The 14538-nt window shown below is 70.8% G+C and carries 14 protein-coding genes; 5 read left to right on the top strand and 9 right to left on the bottom strand.

All coding sequences use genetic code 11. The features are described 5' to 3' along the window. Positions 1–25: 25 nt before the first annotated feature. From MKK52_RS13000 to MKK52_RS12985, 4 genes are read right to left on the bottom strand one after another with little or no spacing between them, the layout of a single operon-like run. Positions 26–1345, bottom strand: coding sequence for a cytochrome c (locus MKK52_RS13000; RefSeq protein WP_243954356.1), 1320 nt, complete (start codon positions 1343–1345; stop codon positions 26–28). Positions 1346–1353: 8 nt separating this feature from the next. After that, complete coding sequence (locus MKK52_RS12995; RefSeq protein WP_243954354.1) at positions 1354–1899, bottom strand: (2Fe-2S)-binding protein; 546 nt, start codon at positions 1897–1899, stop codon at positions 1354–1356. Continuing rightward, positions 1896–4736, bottom strand: a complete 2841-nt coding sequence (locus MKK52_RS12990; RefSeq protein WP_243954351.1) for a xanthine dehydrogenase family protein molybdopterin-binding subunit — start codon at positions 4734–4736, stop codon at positions 1896–1898. The genes MKK52_RS12995 and MKK52_RS12990 overlap by 4 nt, the downstream gene beginning before the upstream one ends. Before the next feature lie 11 nt (positions 4737–4747). Further along, positions 4748–6136 carry a nucleobase:cation symporter-2 family protein gene (locus MKK52_RS12985; protein ID WP_243954349.1) on the bottom strand — a complete coding sequence of 463 codons (1389 nt, stop codon included), beginning with the start codon at positions 6134–6136 and terminating at the stop codon, positions 4748–4750. Positions 6137–6489: 353 nt separating this feature from the next. Between MKK52_RS12985 and MKK52_RS12980 the strand changes: the two genes are divergently transcribed. Continuing rightward, a complete protein-coding gene (locus tag MKK52_RS12980; protein ID WP_243954347.1) occupies positions 6490–7848 on the top strand; it encodes an 8-oxoguanine deaminase in 1359 nt (452 codons plus the stop codon). Positions 7849–7854: 6 nt separating this feature from the next. On the opposite strand, the gene MKK52_RS12975 is transcribed toward MKK52_RS12980, so the two are convergent. Both MKK52_RS12975 and MKK52_RS12970 read right to left on the bottom strand, forming a co-directional pair. Continuing rightward, positions 7855–8364, bottom strand: a complete 510-nt coding sequence (locus tag MKK52_RS12975; RefSeq protein WP_243954345.1) for an ureidoglycolate lyase — start codon at positions 8362–8364, stop codon at positions 7855–7857. After that, the gene (locus MKK52_RS12970) at positions 8361–9200 is read right to left on the bottom strand and encodes a bifunctional allantoicase/(S)-ureidoglycine aminohydrolase (protein WP_243954343.1); all 840 of its coding nucleotides are present in this window, start codon (positions 9198–9200) and stop codon (positions 8361–8363) included. The genes MKK52_RS12975 and MKK52_RS12970 overlap by 4 nt, the downstream gene beginning before the upstream one ends. Before the next feature lie 132 nt (positions 9201–9332). On the opposite strand from MKK52_RS12970, the gene MKK52_RS12965 reads away from it, so the two are divergent. Continuing rightward, positions 9333–10262 (top strand): LysR family transcriptional regulator, encoded by a 930-nt coding sequence (locus MKK52_RS12965; RefSeq protein ID WP_243954341.1) that lies wholly within the window; start codon positions 9333–9335, stop codon positions 10260–10262. Here the strand turns inward: MKK52_RS12965 and uraD are convergent. Genes uraD through MKK52_RS12950 form a run of 3 tightly spaced genes read right to left on the bottom strand, consistent with a single transcriptional unit; the run spans position 10259 to position 12977 of the window. Further along, complete coding sequence (uraD, locus tag MKK52_RS12960; protein ID WP_243954339.1) at positions 10259–10768, bottom strand: 2-oxo-4-hydroxy-4-carboxy-5-ureidoimidazoline decarboxylase; 510 nt, start codon at positions 10766–10768, stop codon at positions 10259–10261. The genes MKK52_RS12965 and uraD overlap by 4 nt on opposite strands. A gap of 15 nt (positions 10769–10783) precedes the next feature. Then, on the bottom strand, positions 10784–11707 hold the full coding sequence (gene puuE / locus MKK52_RS12955; protein ID WP_243954337.1) for an allantoinase PuuE: 924 nt from the start codon (positions 11705–11707) through the stop codon (positions 10784–10786). A gap of 31 nt (positions 11708–11738) precedes the next feature. Beyond that, positions 11739–12977, bottom strand: a complete 1239-nt coding sequence (locus MKK52_RS12950; RefSeq protein ID WP_243954335.1) for a urate hydroxylase PuuD — start codon at positions 12975–12977, stop codon at positions 11739–11741. 203 nt (positions 12978–13180) lie between these two features. On the opposite strand from MKK52_RS12950, the gene uraH reads away from it, so the two are divergent. The 3 genes from uraH to MKK52_RS12935 all read left to right on the top strand — a co-directional run. Then, entirely contained in the window at positions 13181–13534 is a 354-nt protein-coding gene (uraH, locus tag MKK52_RS12945; protein WP_243954333.1) for a hydroxyisourate hydrolase, read from the top strand. A gap of 62 nt (positions 13535–13596) precedes the next feature. Next, complete coding sequence (locus MKK52_RS12940) at positions 13597–14034, top strand: hypothetical protein (protein ID WP_243954331.1); 438 nt, start codon at positions 13597–13599, stop codon at positions 14032–14034. 84 nt (positions 14035–14118) lie between these two features. After that, positions 14119–14538 (top strand): molybdopterin-dependent oxidoreductase (locus MKK52_RS12935; RefSeq protein ID WP_243954329.1); only part of this gene is annotated, 420 nt, incomplete at its 3' end.

Raw genomic sequence — 14538 nt, 5'->3', positions numbered from 1 at the left:
GCCCCCAATCCCGATCCGGCCGCCTTCAGTTCGAAGCGTCGGCCCTGTGTCCCGCGCGCAGCCGCGCCACCTCGTCCGGCGTGACGGCCTTGTCCTGCCCGCCCCATTGCGCCCGCATCCACGTGGCGAGGTCGGCGAGCGCCGCATCGTCGAGGAGCGTCGCGAAGCCCGGCATCGCCTCCATCCGCTCGTTGTCGGGGAAGCGCTGCGCCGGCAGCCCGTGCAGCGTCGCCCGGATCAGGCCGCTGGCGCCCGAGACCCGCATCAGCGCGTTGCTGCGCAGGGGCACCGAGACGTGGGGAATGCCCTCGCCGGCATGGCCGTGACACCCGGCGCAGAGCCCATCGTAGCTGGCGCTCGCCCGCATCGCGACCGCCTGAGGCACAGCCACGGGGGCGGGGGCGGCGGGGCGCTCCGGCTCGGCGGGGAGGGCGTCGCGGTCGAAGAGATAGGCCGAGAGGGCGGTGAGGTCCGCCTCGTCCATGTGCTGCGTCGAGTAGTGCACGACGTCGAACATCTGGTGCGTGGCGCCGCCCTGGGCCGATAGCCCCTTGGCCATGAACCGCGTCAGGCTGTGCGGGTCGAAGCCCATCCGGCGCAGGCCGGCGGGGGTGATGTCCGGCGCCTCGACCCCCTCGATCACCGCCCCTTGGAGGGCCGCATCGGAGCGCATCGCCTGGAGCGCGTTGCGCGGCGTGTGGCACTCGCCGCAATGGCCGAGGGCGTCGGCGACGTATTGCCCCCGATTCCAGAGGTCCGACTGCTTCGGGTCCGGCGTCACGACCTGCGCGGGCAGGTTCAGGATGTTCCAGCCGGCCAGCGTCCAGCGCTGGTCGAAGGGGAAAGTAAGGGTGTTCGCCCTGTTCGCCACCGCGACCGGCGGGCGGCTCATCATGTAAGCGTAGAGGGCGTCCACATCGTCGGGCGAGAGGCCCCGGTACGAGGTGTAGGGCATGGCTGGGTAGAGGTGGCGCCCGCCCGGCGCGATGCCGTCGCGCAGCGCCCGGTGGAAGTCGGCCCGGCTGTAGCCGCCGATGCCCTCCGCGCTCGGGGTGATGTTGGTGGCGTAGATCGTCCCGAACGGCGTCTCCAGCGGCAGGCCCCCGGCATAGGGGGCGCCGCCGCGCGCCGTGTGGCAGGCGAAGCAATCGGCGGCGGCGGCGACCTTCGCCCCGCGCGGGGCGAGGGCGCGCATCGCCTCCTGGGTGAGCGGCGCCTCGACCTCGCGCGAGACGGCGCTGCGTTCGAGCACGCCCGAAGCGACGAGGGCGGCCCCAACGAGGGCGCTCGCCACGAGGGCGCCGCCGAGGCGCTTGGCGGGGAGGGAGCGAGGGAGCGTCGGCATGGCGATGCTCAGGCCGTCGTGAGGCCGGGGGTCGCCAGCACGAGGTCGCGCACGGCCTGGTGGTAGCGGACGTAGCCGGTGCAGCGGCAGATGTGCGGGTCCAGGGCTTCGGTGACGACGCGCTCGACCTCATCCCGGCGGACGGGTGTCCGCTTCAGCCGCTCGACCAGCACGCTCGCCCCGGTGACGAAGCCCGGCGTGCAGTAGCCGCACTGGAAGGCGAAGTTCTCGATGAACGCCGTCTGGACCGGCGACAGCACGAGGGACCCGTCCGGCGCCGTGTGAGCATGGCCCTCGACGGTGCGGACGCTGCGGCCCTCGAACCAATGCGCCCCGGTGATGCAGGAGCGCATCTCGCGCGGGCCGGCCTCTTCCTCCACCATCACCGTGCAGGCGTGGCAGATGCCCTGGCCGCAGCCCATGCGGCTGCCGGTGAGGCCGAGCCATTCGTGCAGGAAGTCGAGGAGGCTCGTCCCCACGGGGACGGGGAGGGGGCCGACCGTCTCGCCGTTCACGCGGAGCGTCAGGTCGCGGGTCTCGATTGCGGCGCTCATGCCAGTGCCTCGCGGATGCGCTCGGGCCGGATGGGGAGTTCGTGGAAGCGGTGGCCGATGGCGTGGGCCACGGCGTTGGCCAGCGCCGGGACGACGGCGATCATCACCACCTCGGCGATGCCCTTCGGCGGGTCCGTCTCCGAGAGCGGGGGCAGGATCTCCACCGTCTGGTTCCACAGGGCCACGTCGTGGGCGCGGGGCAGCTCGTAGCGGTTCCAGTTCCAGGTGCCGTCGCCGGGGCCGTCCTCGTAGAGGGGCAGGACCTCCTTCAGGGCGTGGCCGATGCCCATGGCGAGCCCGCCCTGCACCTGCCCCGAGACCAGTTCGGGCACGATCTGCCGGCCGCATTCGAGGATCGAATGGTGCGAGAGGATCGAGACCTCGCCGCTGCCGGTATCGACTGCGACCTCCGCCAGCGTCGCCATGGGCGAGTAATAGGTGGTGCCGACGTTGTTGCGCTGGGTCGGCGGGTAGAAGACCGCCGCGCGGGGCAGAAAGTGCCAGCCGGCGGTGCTCATCAGAGCCTTGCGCTCGGGCGGCGCGCCTGCGCCGTAGCGGAGCGAGAGGGCGTCGATGGGCAACCGCGTGCGGCCCGTCGTACCCGGCAGGTCGAACTCGGCCTCGGCCCATTGCCAGCGGTTGAACGTGTGCAGCGTCACGCCGACCGGCAGGCCGAGCCGGTGCGCCTCGGCCGCCACCTCGGCCAGCGACAGCGCCGGCAGGCCGCCGCCGAGCACCTTGCCGTCGGAGAGGCGCAGCGAGTCGCGGGTCAGCTCGTTGTACGAAGCGAGCGCTCCGCCCTTGCCGCCCCGCGCCCAGAGGGAGCGCGCGGCGGGCCAGATCGCGTGATCGGCCAGGAAGCGCGCCGCCGTGCGGGTGGCATGGCCGAGATAATAGGCCGAGTTCGTCGCGCTCATCGGCGAGGTGAAACGGGGCACCCAGCGAGGGTCCTGCGCCCGCTTGTCTTCCTCGGCCTGGGGCGTGGTGTAGGGCTGATCGGTGGTGTGGAGCGGCATCTCCGGCCAGCGGACCACGCCGAACTCCGTCCGCGTGGGGACGCGGCCGAGGATGTCGCCCACCATCGCCGCCTGCGAGGTGGTGACGCCCGGCCCCATCTCGTGCGCGACGTGGCGCAGGGACAAGGCGCCCTGCGAATCGAGTTCGAGGGAGCACACGGCCGCCTCCGCACCCGTGCCGTAATCCTTATGGACCTGGGCGAAGCCGACGCCGTAGCGTTGGCCGGGATGGGCGGCCTCGTAGGAAGCCTTGCGCGCCTGACGCTCCCGCCACAGGGGATGCGCGGCGGCCTTGTGCAGGATCTCCTCGTTGCGCAATGCGCCGGCCGGCACGGCGCCCTGGCTGTTGCGCTGGCCGGTGCGGAGGACGTTGCGCAGGCGCAGATCGATGGCGTCCAGCCCGAGGAGCGCGGCCGCCTCGTCCACCATCATCTCGGTGGCGGACATCGTTTGCAGGGTGCCGAAGCCCCGCGTCGAGCCGGCCTCGACGGCGCGCGAGGCGTGGGCGATGGCTTGGAAGTCGCTCTTCGGCAGGTAGTAGATCGATTGCGCGGCGGTGGCGCCGACGAAGGACACCGCCACCGAGTAGTTCGGCCGCCCGCCGCCATCGCAGGCGTAGCGCCCGGTCATGGCGCGGAAGCGGCCCGTCGCCCGATCCACCAGCAGGGCGTTGTCGATGCGGAAGGCATGGCGCTTCAGCCCGTTCTGGAACTGCTCGAACCGGTCGTTGGCCAGCCGCACCGGGCGCCCATCGCCGTAGAGCGCGGCCACCACGCAGAGGAACGGGAAGATGTGGTGGTCCTTCGTCCCGTAGCCGACCGTGTAGCCGACCTTGAGATCGACCTCCTTCAGGGGAAAGCGGGACGTCGCGACCAGGGAGGCGGCGGCTTCGGCCACGTCGTAGGGCGATTGCGTCGCCATCATCAGGTGAAGGACGCCGGAGGCCGGGTCGTACCAGACGTTGCCGTTGTCGGCCTCCATGGCCGAGGCGTCGGTCGATTGCGACAGATAGGTCCGCCGCAGCACGAGGGCGTCCTCACCCGCCGCGTCGATCTCGGCGGCGATGGTCTGTGCCGCCGCCATGCCTTGAGCGAAGGCACCGTCCTGGCCGGGTTTGGGCCAGGCGGGCTCATCGCCGGAAAAGCCCGCGAAGATCGGCGAATGCTCGTAGGCCGAGAAGCGGTCGGGACCGTCCGCCGTGTCGCCCTCGATCCGCACCCAGCGCGACGCGCCGTAATGGGCGGGCGGCTTGGTGCCGGTCTCAGCGCCGTACTGCACCACATCGTCGGCGAAGCGCAGGCGGCGCTTGGCGGCGCTGAAGCGCGGGAAGTCGTGATAGATCAGGATCGCCACCGGCTGGCCGAGCAGGCGCGGGGTTTCGCCCTCCGGCACGAGGAACCAGTCGCCGAAGAAATCGGCATGGGGCACCGCCACCTTGTCCGCCACCAAATCCTCGTGCCGGACGATCCGGTCGGGCTGCAGCGACGGCGGCAGGCGGGAGAGGTCGAGCCCGGTGAAGGCGCGGTCGGCGCGGGTCGCGGCGATCAGGAAGGCGTGGGCCTGGGTCTCGGGCCAGCCCGCCAGATCACGGGACCGGTAATCCCGCGAGAAGGTCTTGGAGCCCGTCACCTTGGCGATGGCGTCGAGCCGGTAGCGAGGGCGGCCGGGGGCGGCCCAGGCCGGGCCGTCCGAGGGTCCGGCCTCCAGGAGCTGGGCCTTGGCGGGGGGCGCCAGGAAGGAGACCTTCACGGCGATGCCCGCCGCGGCCCCCGCCTTGAGGAAGTTGCGCCGCGAGAGCGGGGCGTAGTGCGAAGCGGGCATGGATGTCCCTCTCAGGCGCGGTCGAGGGCGGCGTGCGGGAAGGCGGGTTCCCGGTCGGCCGGATGGGGCTCGACCCCCTCGCCGAGGCGATCCGAGTTGAGCAGCAGGTTGAGGACGATGGCGCCGATGGCCCCCAGCGTGATCCCGCTGTGCAGGATCGGCCCGGCCCAGGCCGGCGCGGTGGCGGCGAAGAGCTTGGGCGCGGCCATGGGAATGAGGCTCAGCCCGATGCTCACGGCCACGACGATCTGGTTGCGCCGGTCGCCGAGGTCGGCCCCGCCGACGATCTTCAGGCCCGCCGCCGCCACCATGCCGAAGATCACGATGCCGGCGCCACCGAGGACGGCGGGCGGGATCGAGGCGACCACGAAGGCCACCTTCGGCAGCAGGCTGACGGCGAGGATGATGCACCCGGCCGCGACGGTGACGTAGCGGCTGCGGACCCGCGTCATGTTCACGAGGCCGACGTTCTGCGAGAACGAGGTGTGCGGGAAGGTGTTGAGGCAGCCCGCGATCAGGGTCGAGAGTGAATCCGCCATCAGGCCGCGCGTCAGGGTGCGCTTGTCCACCGGCTTGCCGACGATGTCCCCGACCGCGAGGAACATGCCGGTCGACTCGACCAGCGTGACCATCATCACGATGCACATCGCGGCCACCGCCGTGACGTGGAAGGTCGGCCAGCCGAAGTGGAACGGCGTGACGAGGGCGATGAGCGGGCGGTCGCCGAGGCCGTCGAGGCGGAACAGTCCCAGCGGCCACGCGAGGCACAGCCCGGCGATCAGGCCGATCAGCACCGCGATGTTGGCCACGAACCCGGTGGCGAAACGGCTGACCACGAGGATCACCGCCAGCACGAAGGCAGCGACGCCGAGATGGACCGGCGCGCCAAAATCGGGGGCGCCGAAGCCGCCGCCGGCCCAGTTGATGCCGACCGGCAGCAGCGTCACCCCGATGATGAGGATGACCGTGCCCGTCACCAGCGGCGGGAAGAAGTTCGCAAGCCGCGCGAAGAACGGCCGCAGCAGCAGCCCGAAGATCCCGGCGCCGATCGTGGCGCCGAAGATGCCCGGCAGGCCGATGGTCGGGTCCTGCGCCATCGCCACCATCGGGCCCACCGCCGCGAAACTGACGCCCATGATGACCGGCAGGCGCACGCCGAACATGCCGATGCCGAGCGACTGGATGAGGATCGCGAGGCCCGTCACCAGCAGATCGCAATTGATGAGGTAGGCGACCGTCTCGGCCGGCAGGTTCATCGCCGCACCGAGGATCAGCGGCGGCGCCACGGCGCCCGCGCTCATCACGAGAACATGCTGCATCCCGTAGGCGAGGAGCTTCGGGAGGGGCGGAATGGCATCGACCGCGTCGACCTCGCGCGGCGTCCTCAAGGTGTCGGTCATGGGCGTAACCTCCGGGGGCCGCGCCGGGCCGGACCTCTGGCGGGTCCGTGTCGTCCGGTGCGGGATCGCGGCCCGCCGGGGAGGGGCGAGGCCGAGCATGCGCCGCCGAAATGGCTGGCCCCTAAAAGTTGCATGACGGCTAAGGAATGCTACGCGCGATTTTCGGAAGCACTTTGCGAAAAATCGCCAAGGTCCGCTGGGGCATGCTCCCGTATGCTCGGCCTCGCTGACGGCCCCGAGAGGGTGCGCCCGGCACGGTGTTCCTGTCGCCATGGGGCGGCATCTGGCCGTGCGGGGAACGCGCGTTGCATCGACGGCGCTTCCCCCATGCGGCGCGCCCGGAGAGTGAAGCGATGACGTCCCTGCTCCTGAGGAACGCCGACATCCTCGTGACGATGGACGAGGCCCGGCGCGAGATTCGCGGCGGCGCGGTCTATGTCGAGGACAACCGCATCGTCGCGGTGGGTCCCGCAGCCGAGGTACCGGCCCAGGCCGACACGGTGCTCGACATGGCGGGCCACGTGGTCATGCCCGGCCTCGTGAACACCCACCACCACATGTACCAGTCGCTCACCCGCGCGGTGCCTGCCGCGCAGGATGCCGAGCTGTTCGGCTGGCTGAAGGCGCTCTACCCGATCTGGGCGCGGCTGACGCCGGAGATGGTCCGCGTCTCGACGCAGACCGCCATGGCCGAACTGATACTGTCCGGCTGCACCACGTCGAGCGATCACCTCTACATCTACCCGAACGGCTGCCGCCTCGACGATTCCATCGAGGGCGCCGAGGAGATCGGGATGCGCTTCCACGCCGCCCGGGGCGCCATGAGCGTCGGAGAGAGCGACGGCGGCCTGCCGCCCGACTCGGTGGTGGAGCACGAGGCCGCGATCCTGAAGGACACGCAACGCCTGATCGAGCGCTGGCACGACCCGTCCCGCTTCGCCATGCGGCGGATCGTGGTGGCGCCGTGCTCGCCCTTCTCGGTGAGCCGGGGGCTGATGCGTGAGTCGGCCGACCTCGCCCGGCGCTACGGCGTCTCGCTCCACACGCACTTGGCCGAGAACGACAACGACGTCAGCTACAGCCTCGAAAAGTTCGGGATGACGCCGGCCGAATACGCCGCCGACCTCGGCTGGACCGGCCCCGACGTCTGGCACGCCCACTGCGTGAAGCTCGATGCGGCGGGCATCGCCCTGTTCGGCCGCACCGGCACGGGCGTCGCCCATTGCCCGTGCTCGAACATGCGCCTCGCCTCCGGCATCGCGCCGATCCGCCAGATGCGCTGCGAGGGCGTGCCGGTGGGGCTCGGCGTCGACGGCTCGGCCTCGAACGACGGCTCGCACATGCTGGGCGAGGCGCGTCAGGCCATGCTCCTCGCCCGCGTCGGCTTCGGGCCAGCGGCGATGACGGCCCGGGAGGCCCTGGAGATCGGCACGCTGGGCGGCGCCAAGGTGCTGAACCGGGACGACATCGGCGCGCTCGCCCCCGGTATGGCTGCCGACATCGTGGCCTTCGACCTGCGCGGCCTCGACATGGCCGGCGCCCTGCACGATCCGGTGGCGGCTCTTGCTTTCTGCGCGCCGCAGAAGGTGGCGTGGAGCATCATCAACGGCCGGATCGTGGTGCGCGAGGGCCGGCTCACGACCCTCGACACGCGGGCTCTCGCCGCCCGCCACAACGCGCTCGCCGCCACGCTGGTGAACGGCGAGGCGTGAGACGCCTCAGGCGGTCGCCTCCGGCGGGGCGACCGTCCACGGCTCCGCGAAGGTGAACTCTTCGAGGTTCACCCCGGCGCCGGCCCGGTCCACGACCACGAAGTCCTGCGCCTGCCCGAAGGGGGTGAGCACGCCGTGCCACGTGTTCCGGGCGTAGCAGACGCCCTGCCACGGGGCCGTGACGAAGGCCTGCGGGCGGCCCGGCGTCCCGTTCTCGTCGGGACAGACGATGACGAGGAACGGCGCGTTGGTGAGCGGGATGAAGGCCTGGGCGCCGAACGGGTGACGCTCCACCAAGCGGAACCCCAGCGGCAGCGGATAGGCCTGCGCCTCCACGAGCCCGACCACCACGCGGGATTCCTCGCCGGAGACGAGGATATCCGCGAGGTCGTGGAAGCGCCGGGCCTTGCCGGCATTCATCGGGCGCGGCTGCGTCACCGACTTGTCGATGACCTGCCCGAACGGCGCGAAGGCCTCGGCCGTCAGGGGCCGGGCGACGAGGGTGCGGTCGCTCATCGGCGGCCTCCCAGGACACGGAGGGACGGATGACGGTTCACGTCCTTGTAGAGCAGATAGCGGAACGGCCCCGGGCCGCCCGCGTAGCAGGCCTGAGGGCAGAAGGCGCGAAGCCACATGAAGTCCCCAGCCTCGACCTCGACCCAGTCGCGGTTGAGCCGGTAGACCGCCTTGCCTTCGAGCACGAACAGGCCGTGCTCCATCACATGGGTCTCCTCGAACGGGATCGAGGCGCCCGGCCGAAGGGTCACGATGTTCACGTGCATGTCGTGGCGCAGGTCGTCGGGGGAGACGAACCGCGTCGTCGCCCAGGCGCCGTCGGTGCCGGGCATGCTCGCGGGCTCGACGGCGGATTCGTGGGTGACGAACGAGGTCGGGCGGTCAAGGCCCTCCACCGGCTCGAACGCCTTTCGCACCCAATGGAAGCGCACGCTCTCGCCCGCCTCGTTGCGCAGCGACCACGCGGCGCCGGGGGCCAGATAGGCGTAGCTGCCCGGCCGCAGGGCGTGGGTGCCGCCGTCGAGGGTGAGGCGGGCTTGGCCCTCGACCACGAAGAGCACGCCCTGAGCCTGCGAATCCGGCTCGGGCTGATCGCTGCCGCCTCCGGGGGCGACCTCCATCAGGTATTGCGCGAAGGTCTCGGCGAAGCCCGAGAGCGGGCGGGCGATGATCCAGGCGCGGGTGCCGTCCCAGAAGGGCAGGGCGCTCGTCACGATATCCCGCATCACCCCGTGCGGGATCACCGCATAGGCTTCGGTGAAGACGGCGCGGCCGGTCATCAGCGCGGTCTGGCCGGGATGGCCGCCGCTCGGTGGGTTGTAGGGGGAATGCGTCATCGCCCGATCCGACACTGGTTCCGGCCGCCCCGAACGAGGGGCGCCCTCGGTGGCAGCTTAGCCGCCTCGCTCCCGGAGAGCCCGGGGGAAATTTCGTTGACAGTTTCAAACGGCTTCTGAAGATCCCCTCGCATGATCTCGCTCGAGAGCATCCGCATCTTCATGCGCTCGGCGGAGAGCGGCAGCTTCTCGGCGGCGGGGCGCTCGCTGCGCCTCTCGCCCTCGGTCATCAGCTATCGCATCCAGACGCTGGAGGAGCATCTCGGCTGCCTCCTCCTCACGCGCACCACGAGGCGCATGAGCCTGACGGAAGCCGGGCGCCTGTTCTATGATCGCTGCCTCGACATCACCGCCGCCGTGGAGCAGGCCGAGAAGAGCGTCGAGCAGGCGGGCGCGGCGCCGCGCGGTGCCTTGAAGGTCACGGCACCCATCGGACTCGGGCGGCGGGTGATCGCGCCCCTGGTTCCGCACTTCCGCGCCCGCCACGGCGAAACGGACGTGCGGCTGCGCCTGTCGGAACACCTCCTCGACCTCGTGCAGGAGGCGGTGGACGTGGCGGTCCGCCTGTCGCAGATGCGCGATTCCACCTTCACCCTGCGCAAGGTGGCCGAGATCGAGCGGGTGCTCTGCGCCGCGCCGTCCTATCTCGACCGCAATCCGGCGCCCGCCGAGCCGGCTGACTTGCTGACGCACGATTGCCTGCTGCTGCGTTTCCCCGGTTCCGAGCAGTTCCGCTGGACGCTGGTGGATGGCGAGGAAACGGTGACTCTGCCCGTCACCGGCCACATCGATTCCGATGATGGCGACACCCTCACCGACTGGGCGCTCTCTGGGGAGGGGATCGTCCTGAAGCCGCTGTTCGAGGTGGCGTCCTATCTCGCCGAGGGGCGCCTCGTCCCCGTTCTCGAACACACGCCGCCGACCACGGCGACGCTCGGCCTGCTCTACCCCTCGCGAAAGATGCTGTCGGCCCGGACCAAGACCTTCGTGGACATGGCCCACGAGGCCCTGCGCGCCCATGTCGGCGAGGGGCTCGCGTTGCTCGGCAAGCGGGTGGCCTAGTCGTCGATCAGGGCTTCGAGGCGCAGCGCCCCGATGCGGCCGACCTGCCGCAGGGCCTCCTGCCGCTCGGCCTCCGGCGTGTTGCCGAGACGCGCTTCGAGCCGGGCGAGGATCGTGTCGCGGTCGAGGCCCTTCACGGCGATGATGAAGGGGAAGCCGAATTTTTCGGAGTAGGCCGCGTTCAGCGCCTGCATCCGCTCGACGGAGGGGGCAGGCGCCTCCAGCAGGCCGCTGCCGCCCTGCTCGCTCATCGAATGGGCGGTCAGCTCGCCCCGGAGGGCGGCACGGCTCGCCAGTTCCGGGTGGGCGCGCAGCAGGGCAAGGCGGCGCGCCTCGTCGGCGCCCGCTACCGCCGCCTCCATCGCCGCGTGCAAGGCGGCGCGGGAGGCGAAGGGACGATGCGCATACGCGGCTTCCGCGACCCAGGGCGAGTGCTCGTAGATCTCGGCGAGGCGGGCGACGAACTCGCTCTTCGGCAGGTCGTTCAGCGCGGCAATGGCGATCACGGAGTGGCGTCCTTCTCAGGCCCCGGCGGGGTGGTGCTCGGCCCAGTGGCGGGCGATGTCGATCCGCCGGGTCACCCACACGTCGGGATGGCTCAGCACGTGGTCGAGGAAGCGGGCGAGGGACGGCAGCCGCGCGGGGCGCCCGACGAGGCGGCAATGCAGCCCGATGGAGAGCATCTTCGGCGCGGTGGCCCCCTCCGCGTACAGGCAATCGAAGGCGTCGCGCAGATGCGCGAAGAACTGCTCGCCCGTGGGGAAGCCCCCCGGCACCGAGAAGCGCATGTCGTTGGTGTCGAGGGTGTAGGGCACCACGATGTGCTGCTTCCCGCCGACGCGCACCCAGTAGGGCAGATCGTCCGCGTAGCTGTCCGAATCGTAGAGGAAGCCGCCCTGGTCCACCACGAGCCGCCGCGTGTTCGGGCTGTCGCGGCCGGTGTACCAGCCGAGCAGCTTCTGGCCGGTCAGGCCCTGGATCGTCTCCACCGCGCGGGCCAGATGCTCGCGCTCGATCTCCTCCGGCACGTCCTGATAGGACAGCCAGCGCCAGCCGTGGCCGGCGATCTCGTGCTCGTCGCGCAGGAAGGCTTCCACCACCATCGGGTTGCGGGCTAGGGCCTGCGCCACGCCGAAGATCGTGAGCGGCACGCCCCGCTCCCGGAACAGGCGCAGCACCCGCCACACCCCCGCGCGGGCGCCGTACTCGTACAGGCTCTCCATGCTCATGTGGCGGTTGGGGAAGGGCAGGGCGCCCGCGATCTCCGAGAGGAAGACCTCCGCATGGGGATCGCCGTCGAGCACAGAGCGCTCGCCGCCCTCCTCGTAGTTCAGCACGAACTGCACCGCGACGCGGGCGCCGTTCGGCCAGCGGGGATTGGGCGGAGTCGGGCCGTAGCCGATGAAGTCGCGGGGGGCGTCGTCGCCGGGGAGGGGAGCGGTCACGGGAGAGGATCCTGCGAAGGGGGCGGAAAAGTTAGCGCGCGGCGAGCCAGCGTGCGAGTTCCGCCCGCTCCTCGGGCTGCATGTCGGTGATGTTGTTCGGCGGCATGGCGTGGGTCAGCACCGCCTGCATGCGGATCGCCGAGGCGAAGCGCGCCACATGCTCGGGGGTGTCGAGGAGCACGCCCTTGGGCGGGCTCGCCATGTCCGGCCATTGCGGCTCAGCGGCGTGGCACATGGCGCAGCGGGTGCCGATGACGTTCATCACGCTCTCGTCCACCGGCGGGTGCGCGGCCGAGGCGAGGCTCACCGGCTGCACGGGGGCGGCCTCGGCGGAGGCGGTCCAGCCGATCCGCTCGCGGGCGACGGGGGAGGAGGCGATGCTGATCGCCGCCGCGATGGCGACGCAGGCGGTGGCCACGCCCCAGGTCCACCAGCGGTCGCCGCCCCCGGCGTTGCGGACGTTGAAGAAGTGGCGGACCACGCCCCCCGCGATCACCACGAGGCCGACGATCATCCAGCTATAGGGCGAGGACCACGCCAGCGGGTAGTGGCCCGACAGCATGAAGAACAGCACCGGCAGGGTGAGGTAGTTGTTGTGCGAGGAGCGGTTCTTCGCCTGCTTGCCCCAGGCGGGATTCGGCACGCGGCCCGCGACCAGCTCGGCGATGGCCTTGCGCTGGTTCGGCATGATGACGAAGAACACGTTGCCAGTCATCCAGGTGGCGATCACGGCGCCCGTGTGCAGCATCGCCGCCCGGCCGGAGAAGACCTGCTGGAAGCCGAAGGCGAGGGCGACCACCGTGAGGAACACCGCCGTGGCCAGCAGCGGCGGCCGGTTGGCCAGGGGCGAGCGGTTCAGCCCGTCGTAGATCAGCCAGCCGAGCGCCAGGGCGCCGATGCCGATGAGCGCGCCGGTCAAGGGCGAGATCACCCGTACCGCCGGGTCGATCAGGTAGAGGTCGGCCTGCCCGTAATAGACCCAGCACAGCAGGAAGAAGCCCGACAGCCAGGTCGAGTAGGATTGCCATTTGTGCCAGATCAGGTGCTCCGGCATCCGGTCCGGCGCGACGAGATACTTGCGCACCTGATAGAAGCCGCCGCCATGCACCTCCCAGGCCTCGCCGCCCTTGCCGACGGGGATCGCGGGGATCGCGCGCAGGCTTGCGTCGAGGTGCATGAAGTAGAACGAGGCGCCGATCCAGGCGATCGCCGCGACGACATGGGTCCAGCGAATGAGGAAGCCGCCCCATTCGTGCAGGATCGGATACATGGGACGGGTCCCTCTCGCTCGGGTGATGCCGGCCGGGCTCGGCGCGGGATCGCAGCAAGAGGTGTGCCCCGAAGCCGGGCCGGCGGCGAGCCGTCCGGCGGGTAAGGTCTTTCAAAACGCTTCGAAAGATGGAGGGCGGTTTTCGGGTTGCGCCGCCGCCGCGCCGCGTGCTCGTCTCGCGCATCCTCCGCGAGACCTTTCCCATGGGCCACCTGTCCACCCACGTCCTCGACACCACCGCAGGCCGTCCCGCCGCCGGGGTCGCCATCGAACTGCGCCGCCTCGGCGCCGACGGGTCGAGCGAGCCTGTCGCGTCCACCGTCACCAACGCGGACGGCCGCACGGACGGGCCGCTCCTCGAAGGCGCGTCCCTGCAAGCGGGCACCTACGAACTGCTGTTCCATGTCGGCGCGTATTTCGCCCGGACGGGGGCGGGGCCGGAGCAGCCGTTCCTCGACGTGGTGCCCGTGCGGTTCGGCGTCACCGACCCGGCGGCGCGCTATCACGTCCCCCTCGTCGTCACGCCGTGGAGCTATTCCACCTATCGCGGAAGCTGACGCCTCGATTGCGCGACGGGGCGTTTCGCGCGAGACTCTGGTCAGCCGCAGGAGACGCGACCATGCGCGCCCTCACATCCGCAGCCATCCCGTCCGCCGAGATCCGGCCGGCGCGGACGATCCTCGTCCTGGCGACGATCCTCGTGCTCCTGGTCGCGGGCGCGGCGGCGCTGCGGGCTCCCGCCGCGATCGCCGATCCCGACCTCGCGCGGCTGCTCCGCTTCATGGCGGCGATGAAGGGCGTCTTCGCCCTCGCGGCATTCGCGGCCTGCTACTGGCGCCTCGCCCGGCCCGCGACCCCTTGGCGGGTCGCCGTCTATGTCGCCGCGCCGCCGGCCATGGCGGGCGGAGCATTCGCCCTGTTCGTCTTTCAGAATGTCGCCCTGGCAGCAGCGGGCCTGCATCTCGGCCTGTTCGCCGTGCTGGCCGCCGCGCTCACCGACCGCGACTTTCTGCCCGACTTCCCCAGCCGTTTGAATCGGCCAGTCGATTTGGACTAATTCGACTTTTAGTGCACGTTCCGCGTGTACCGAGCCGCTGCCATGCCTCCCTAAGAAGGCACGACGCTCGGGCGCGGAGGAAACATGAACGAGATCGTCAAGCCGGACTCGCTGATCGTCGCCCAGGCCGAGAGCCTGACGGAGACCTTCTTCGGAGGCTGCCCGCACGATTGTCCCGACACCTGCTCGATGCTGTTCGACGTCAAGGACGGCCAGCTCCAGGGCGTGCGCGGCAACCCGGACCACCCGATGACCCGCGGTGGCCTCTGCGTGAAGCTCAAGGATTACGAGAAGCGCCACTACCATCCCGACCGGCTACTCTACCCGATGAAGCGGGTCGGGCCGAAGGACTCAAAGGAGTTCGAGCGCATCACCTGGGACGAAGCGCTCGACACCATCGTCACCCGCTGGAAGGCGATCATCGATAGCCACGGGCCGCAGGCCATCGCGCCTTACAGCTACCTCGGCAACCAGGGCCTCGTGCACGGGCTGAACGGCGGCGAC

It is taken from the genome of Methylobacterium sp. J-067 (genome assembly GCF_022829465.1).
Classification (GTDB): Bacteria; Pseudomonadota; Alphaproteobacteria; order Rhizobiales; family Beijerinckiaceae; genus Methylobacterium; species Methylobacterium litchii.
This window is presented reverse-complemented; position numbering and strand designations above follow the sequence as displayed.

Coding starts and splice junctions, on each gene's coding strand:
- MKK52_RS13000 (WP_243954356.1), bottom strand. CDS start 1,345: ATGCCGACGCTCCCTCGCTCCCTCCCCGCCAAGCGCCTCGGCGGCGCC.
- MKK52_RS12995 (WP_243954354.1), bottom strand. CDS start 1,899: ATGAGCGCCGCAATCGAGACCCGCGACCTGACGCTCCGCGTGAACGGC.
- MKK52_RS12990 (WP_243954351.1), bottom strand. CDS start 4,736: ATGCCCGCTTCGCACTACGCCCCGCTCTCGCGGCGCAACTTCCTCAAG.
- MKK52_RS12985 (WP_243954349.1), bottom strand. CDS start 6,136: ATGACCGACACCTTGAGGACGCCGCGCGAGGTCGACGCGGTCGATGCC.
- MKK52_RS12980 (WP_243954347.1), top strand. CDS start 6,490: ATGACGTCCCTGCTCCTGAGGAACGCCGACATCCTCGTGACGATGGAC.
- MKK52_RS12975 (WP_243954345.1), bottom strand. CDS start 8,364: ATGAGCGACCGCACCCTCGTCGCCCGGCCCCTGACGGCCGAGGCCTTC.
- MKK52_RS12970 (WP_243954343.1), bottom strand. CDS start 9,200: ATGACGCATTCCCCCTACAACCCACCGAGCGGCGGCCATCCCGGCCAG.
- MKK52_RS12965 (WP_243954341.1), top strand. CDS start 9,333: ATGATCTCGCTCGAGAGCATCCGCATCTTCATGCGCTCGGCGGAGAGC.
- MKK52_RS12950 (WP_243954335.1), bottom strand. CDS start 12,977: ATGTATCCGATCCTGCACGAATGGGGCGGCTTCCTCATTCGCTGGACC.
- uraH (WP_243954333.1), top strand. CDS start 13,181: ATGGGCCACCTGTCCACCCACGTCCTCGACACCACCGCAGGCCGTCCC.
- MKK52_RS12940 (WP_243954331.1), top strand. CDS start 13,597: ATGCGCGCCCTCACATCCGCAGCCATCCCGTCCGCCGAGATCCGGCCG.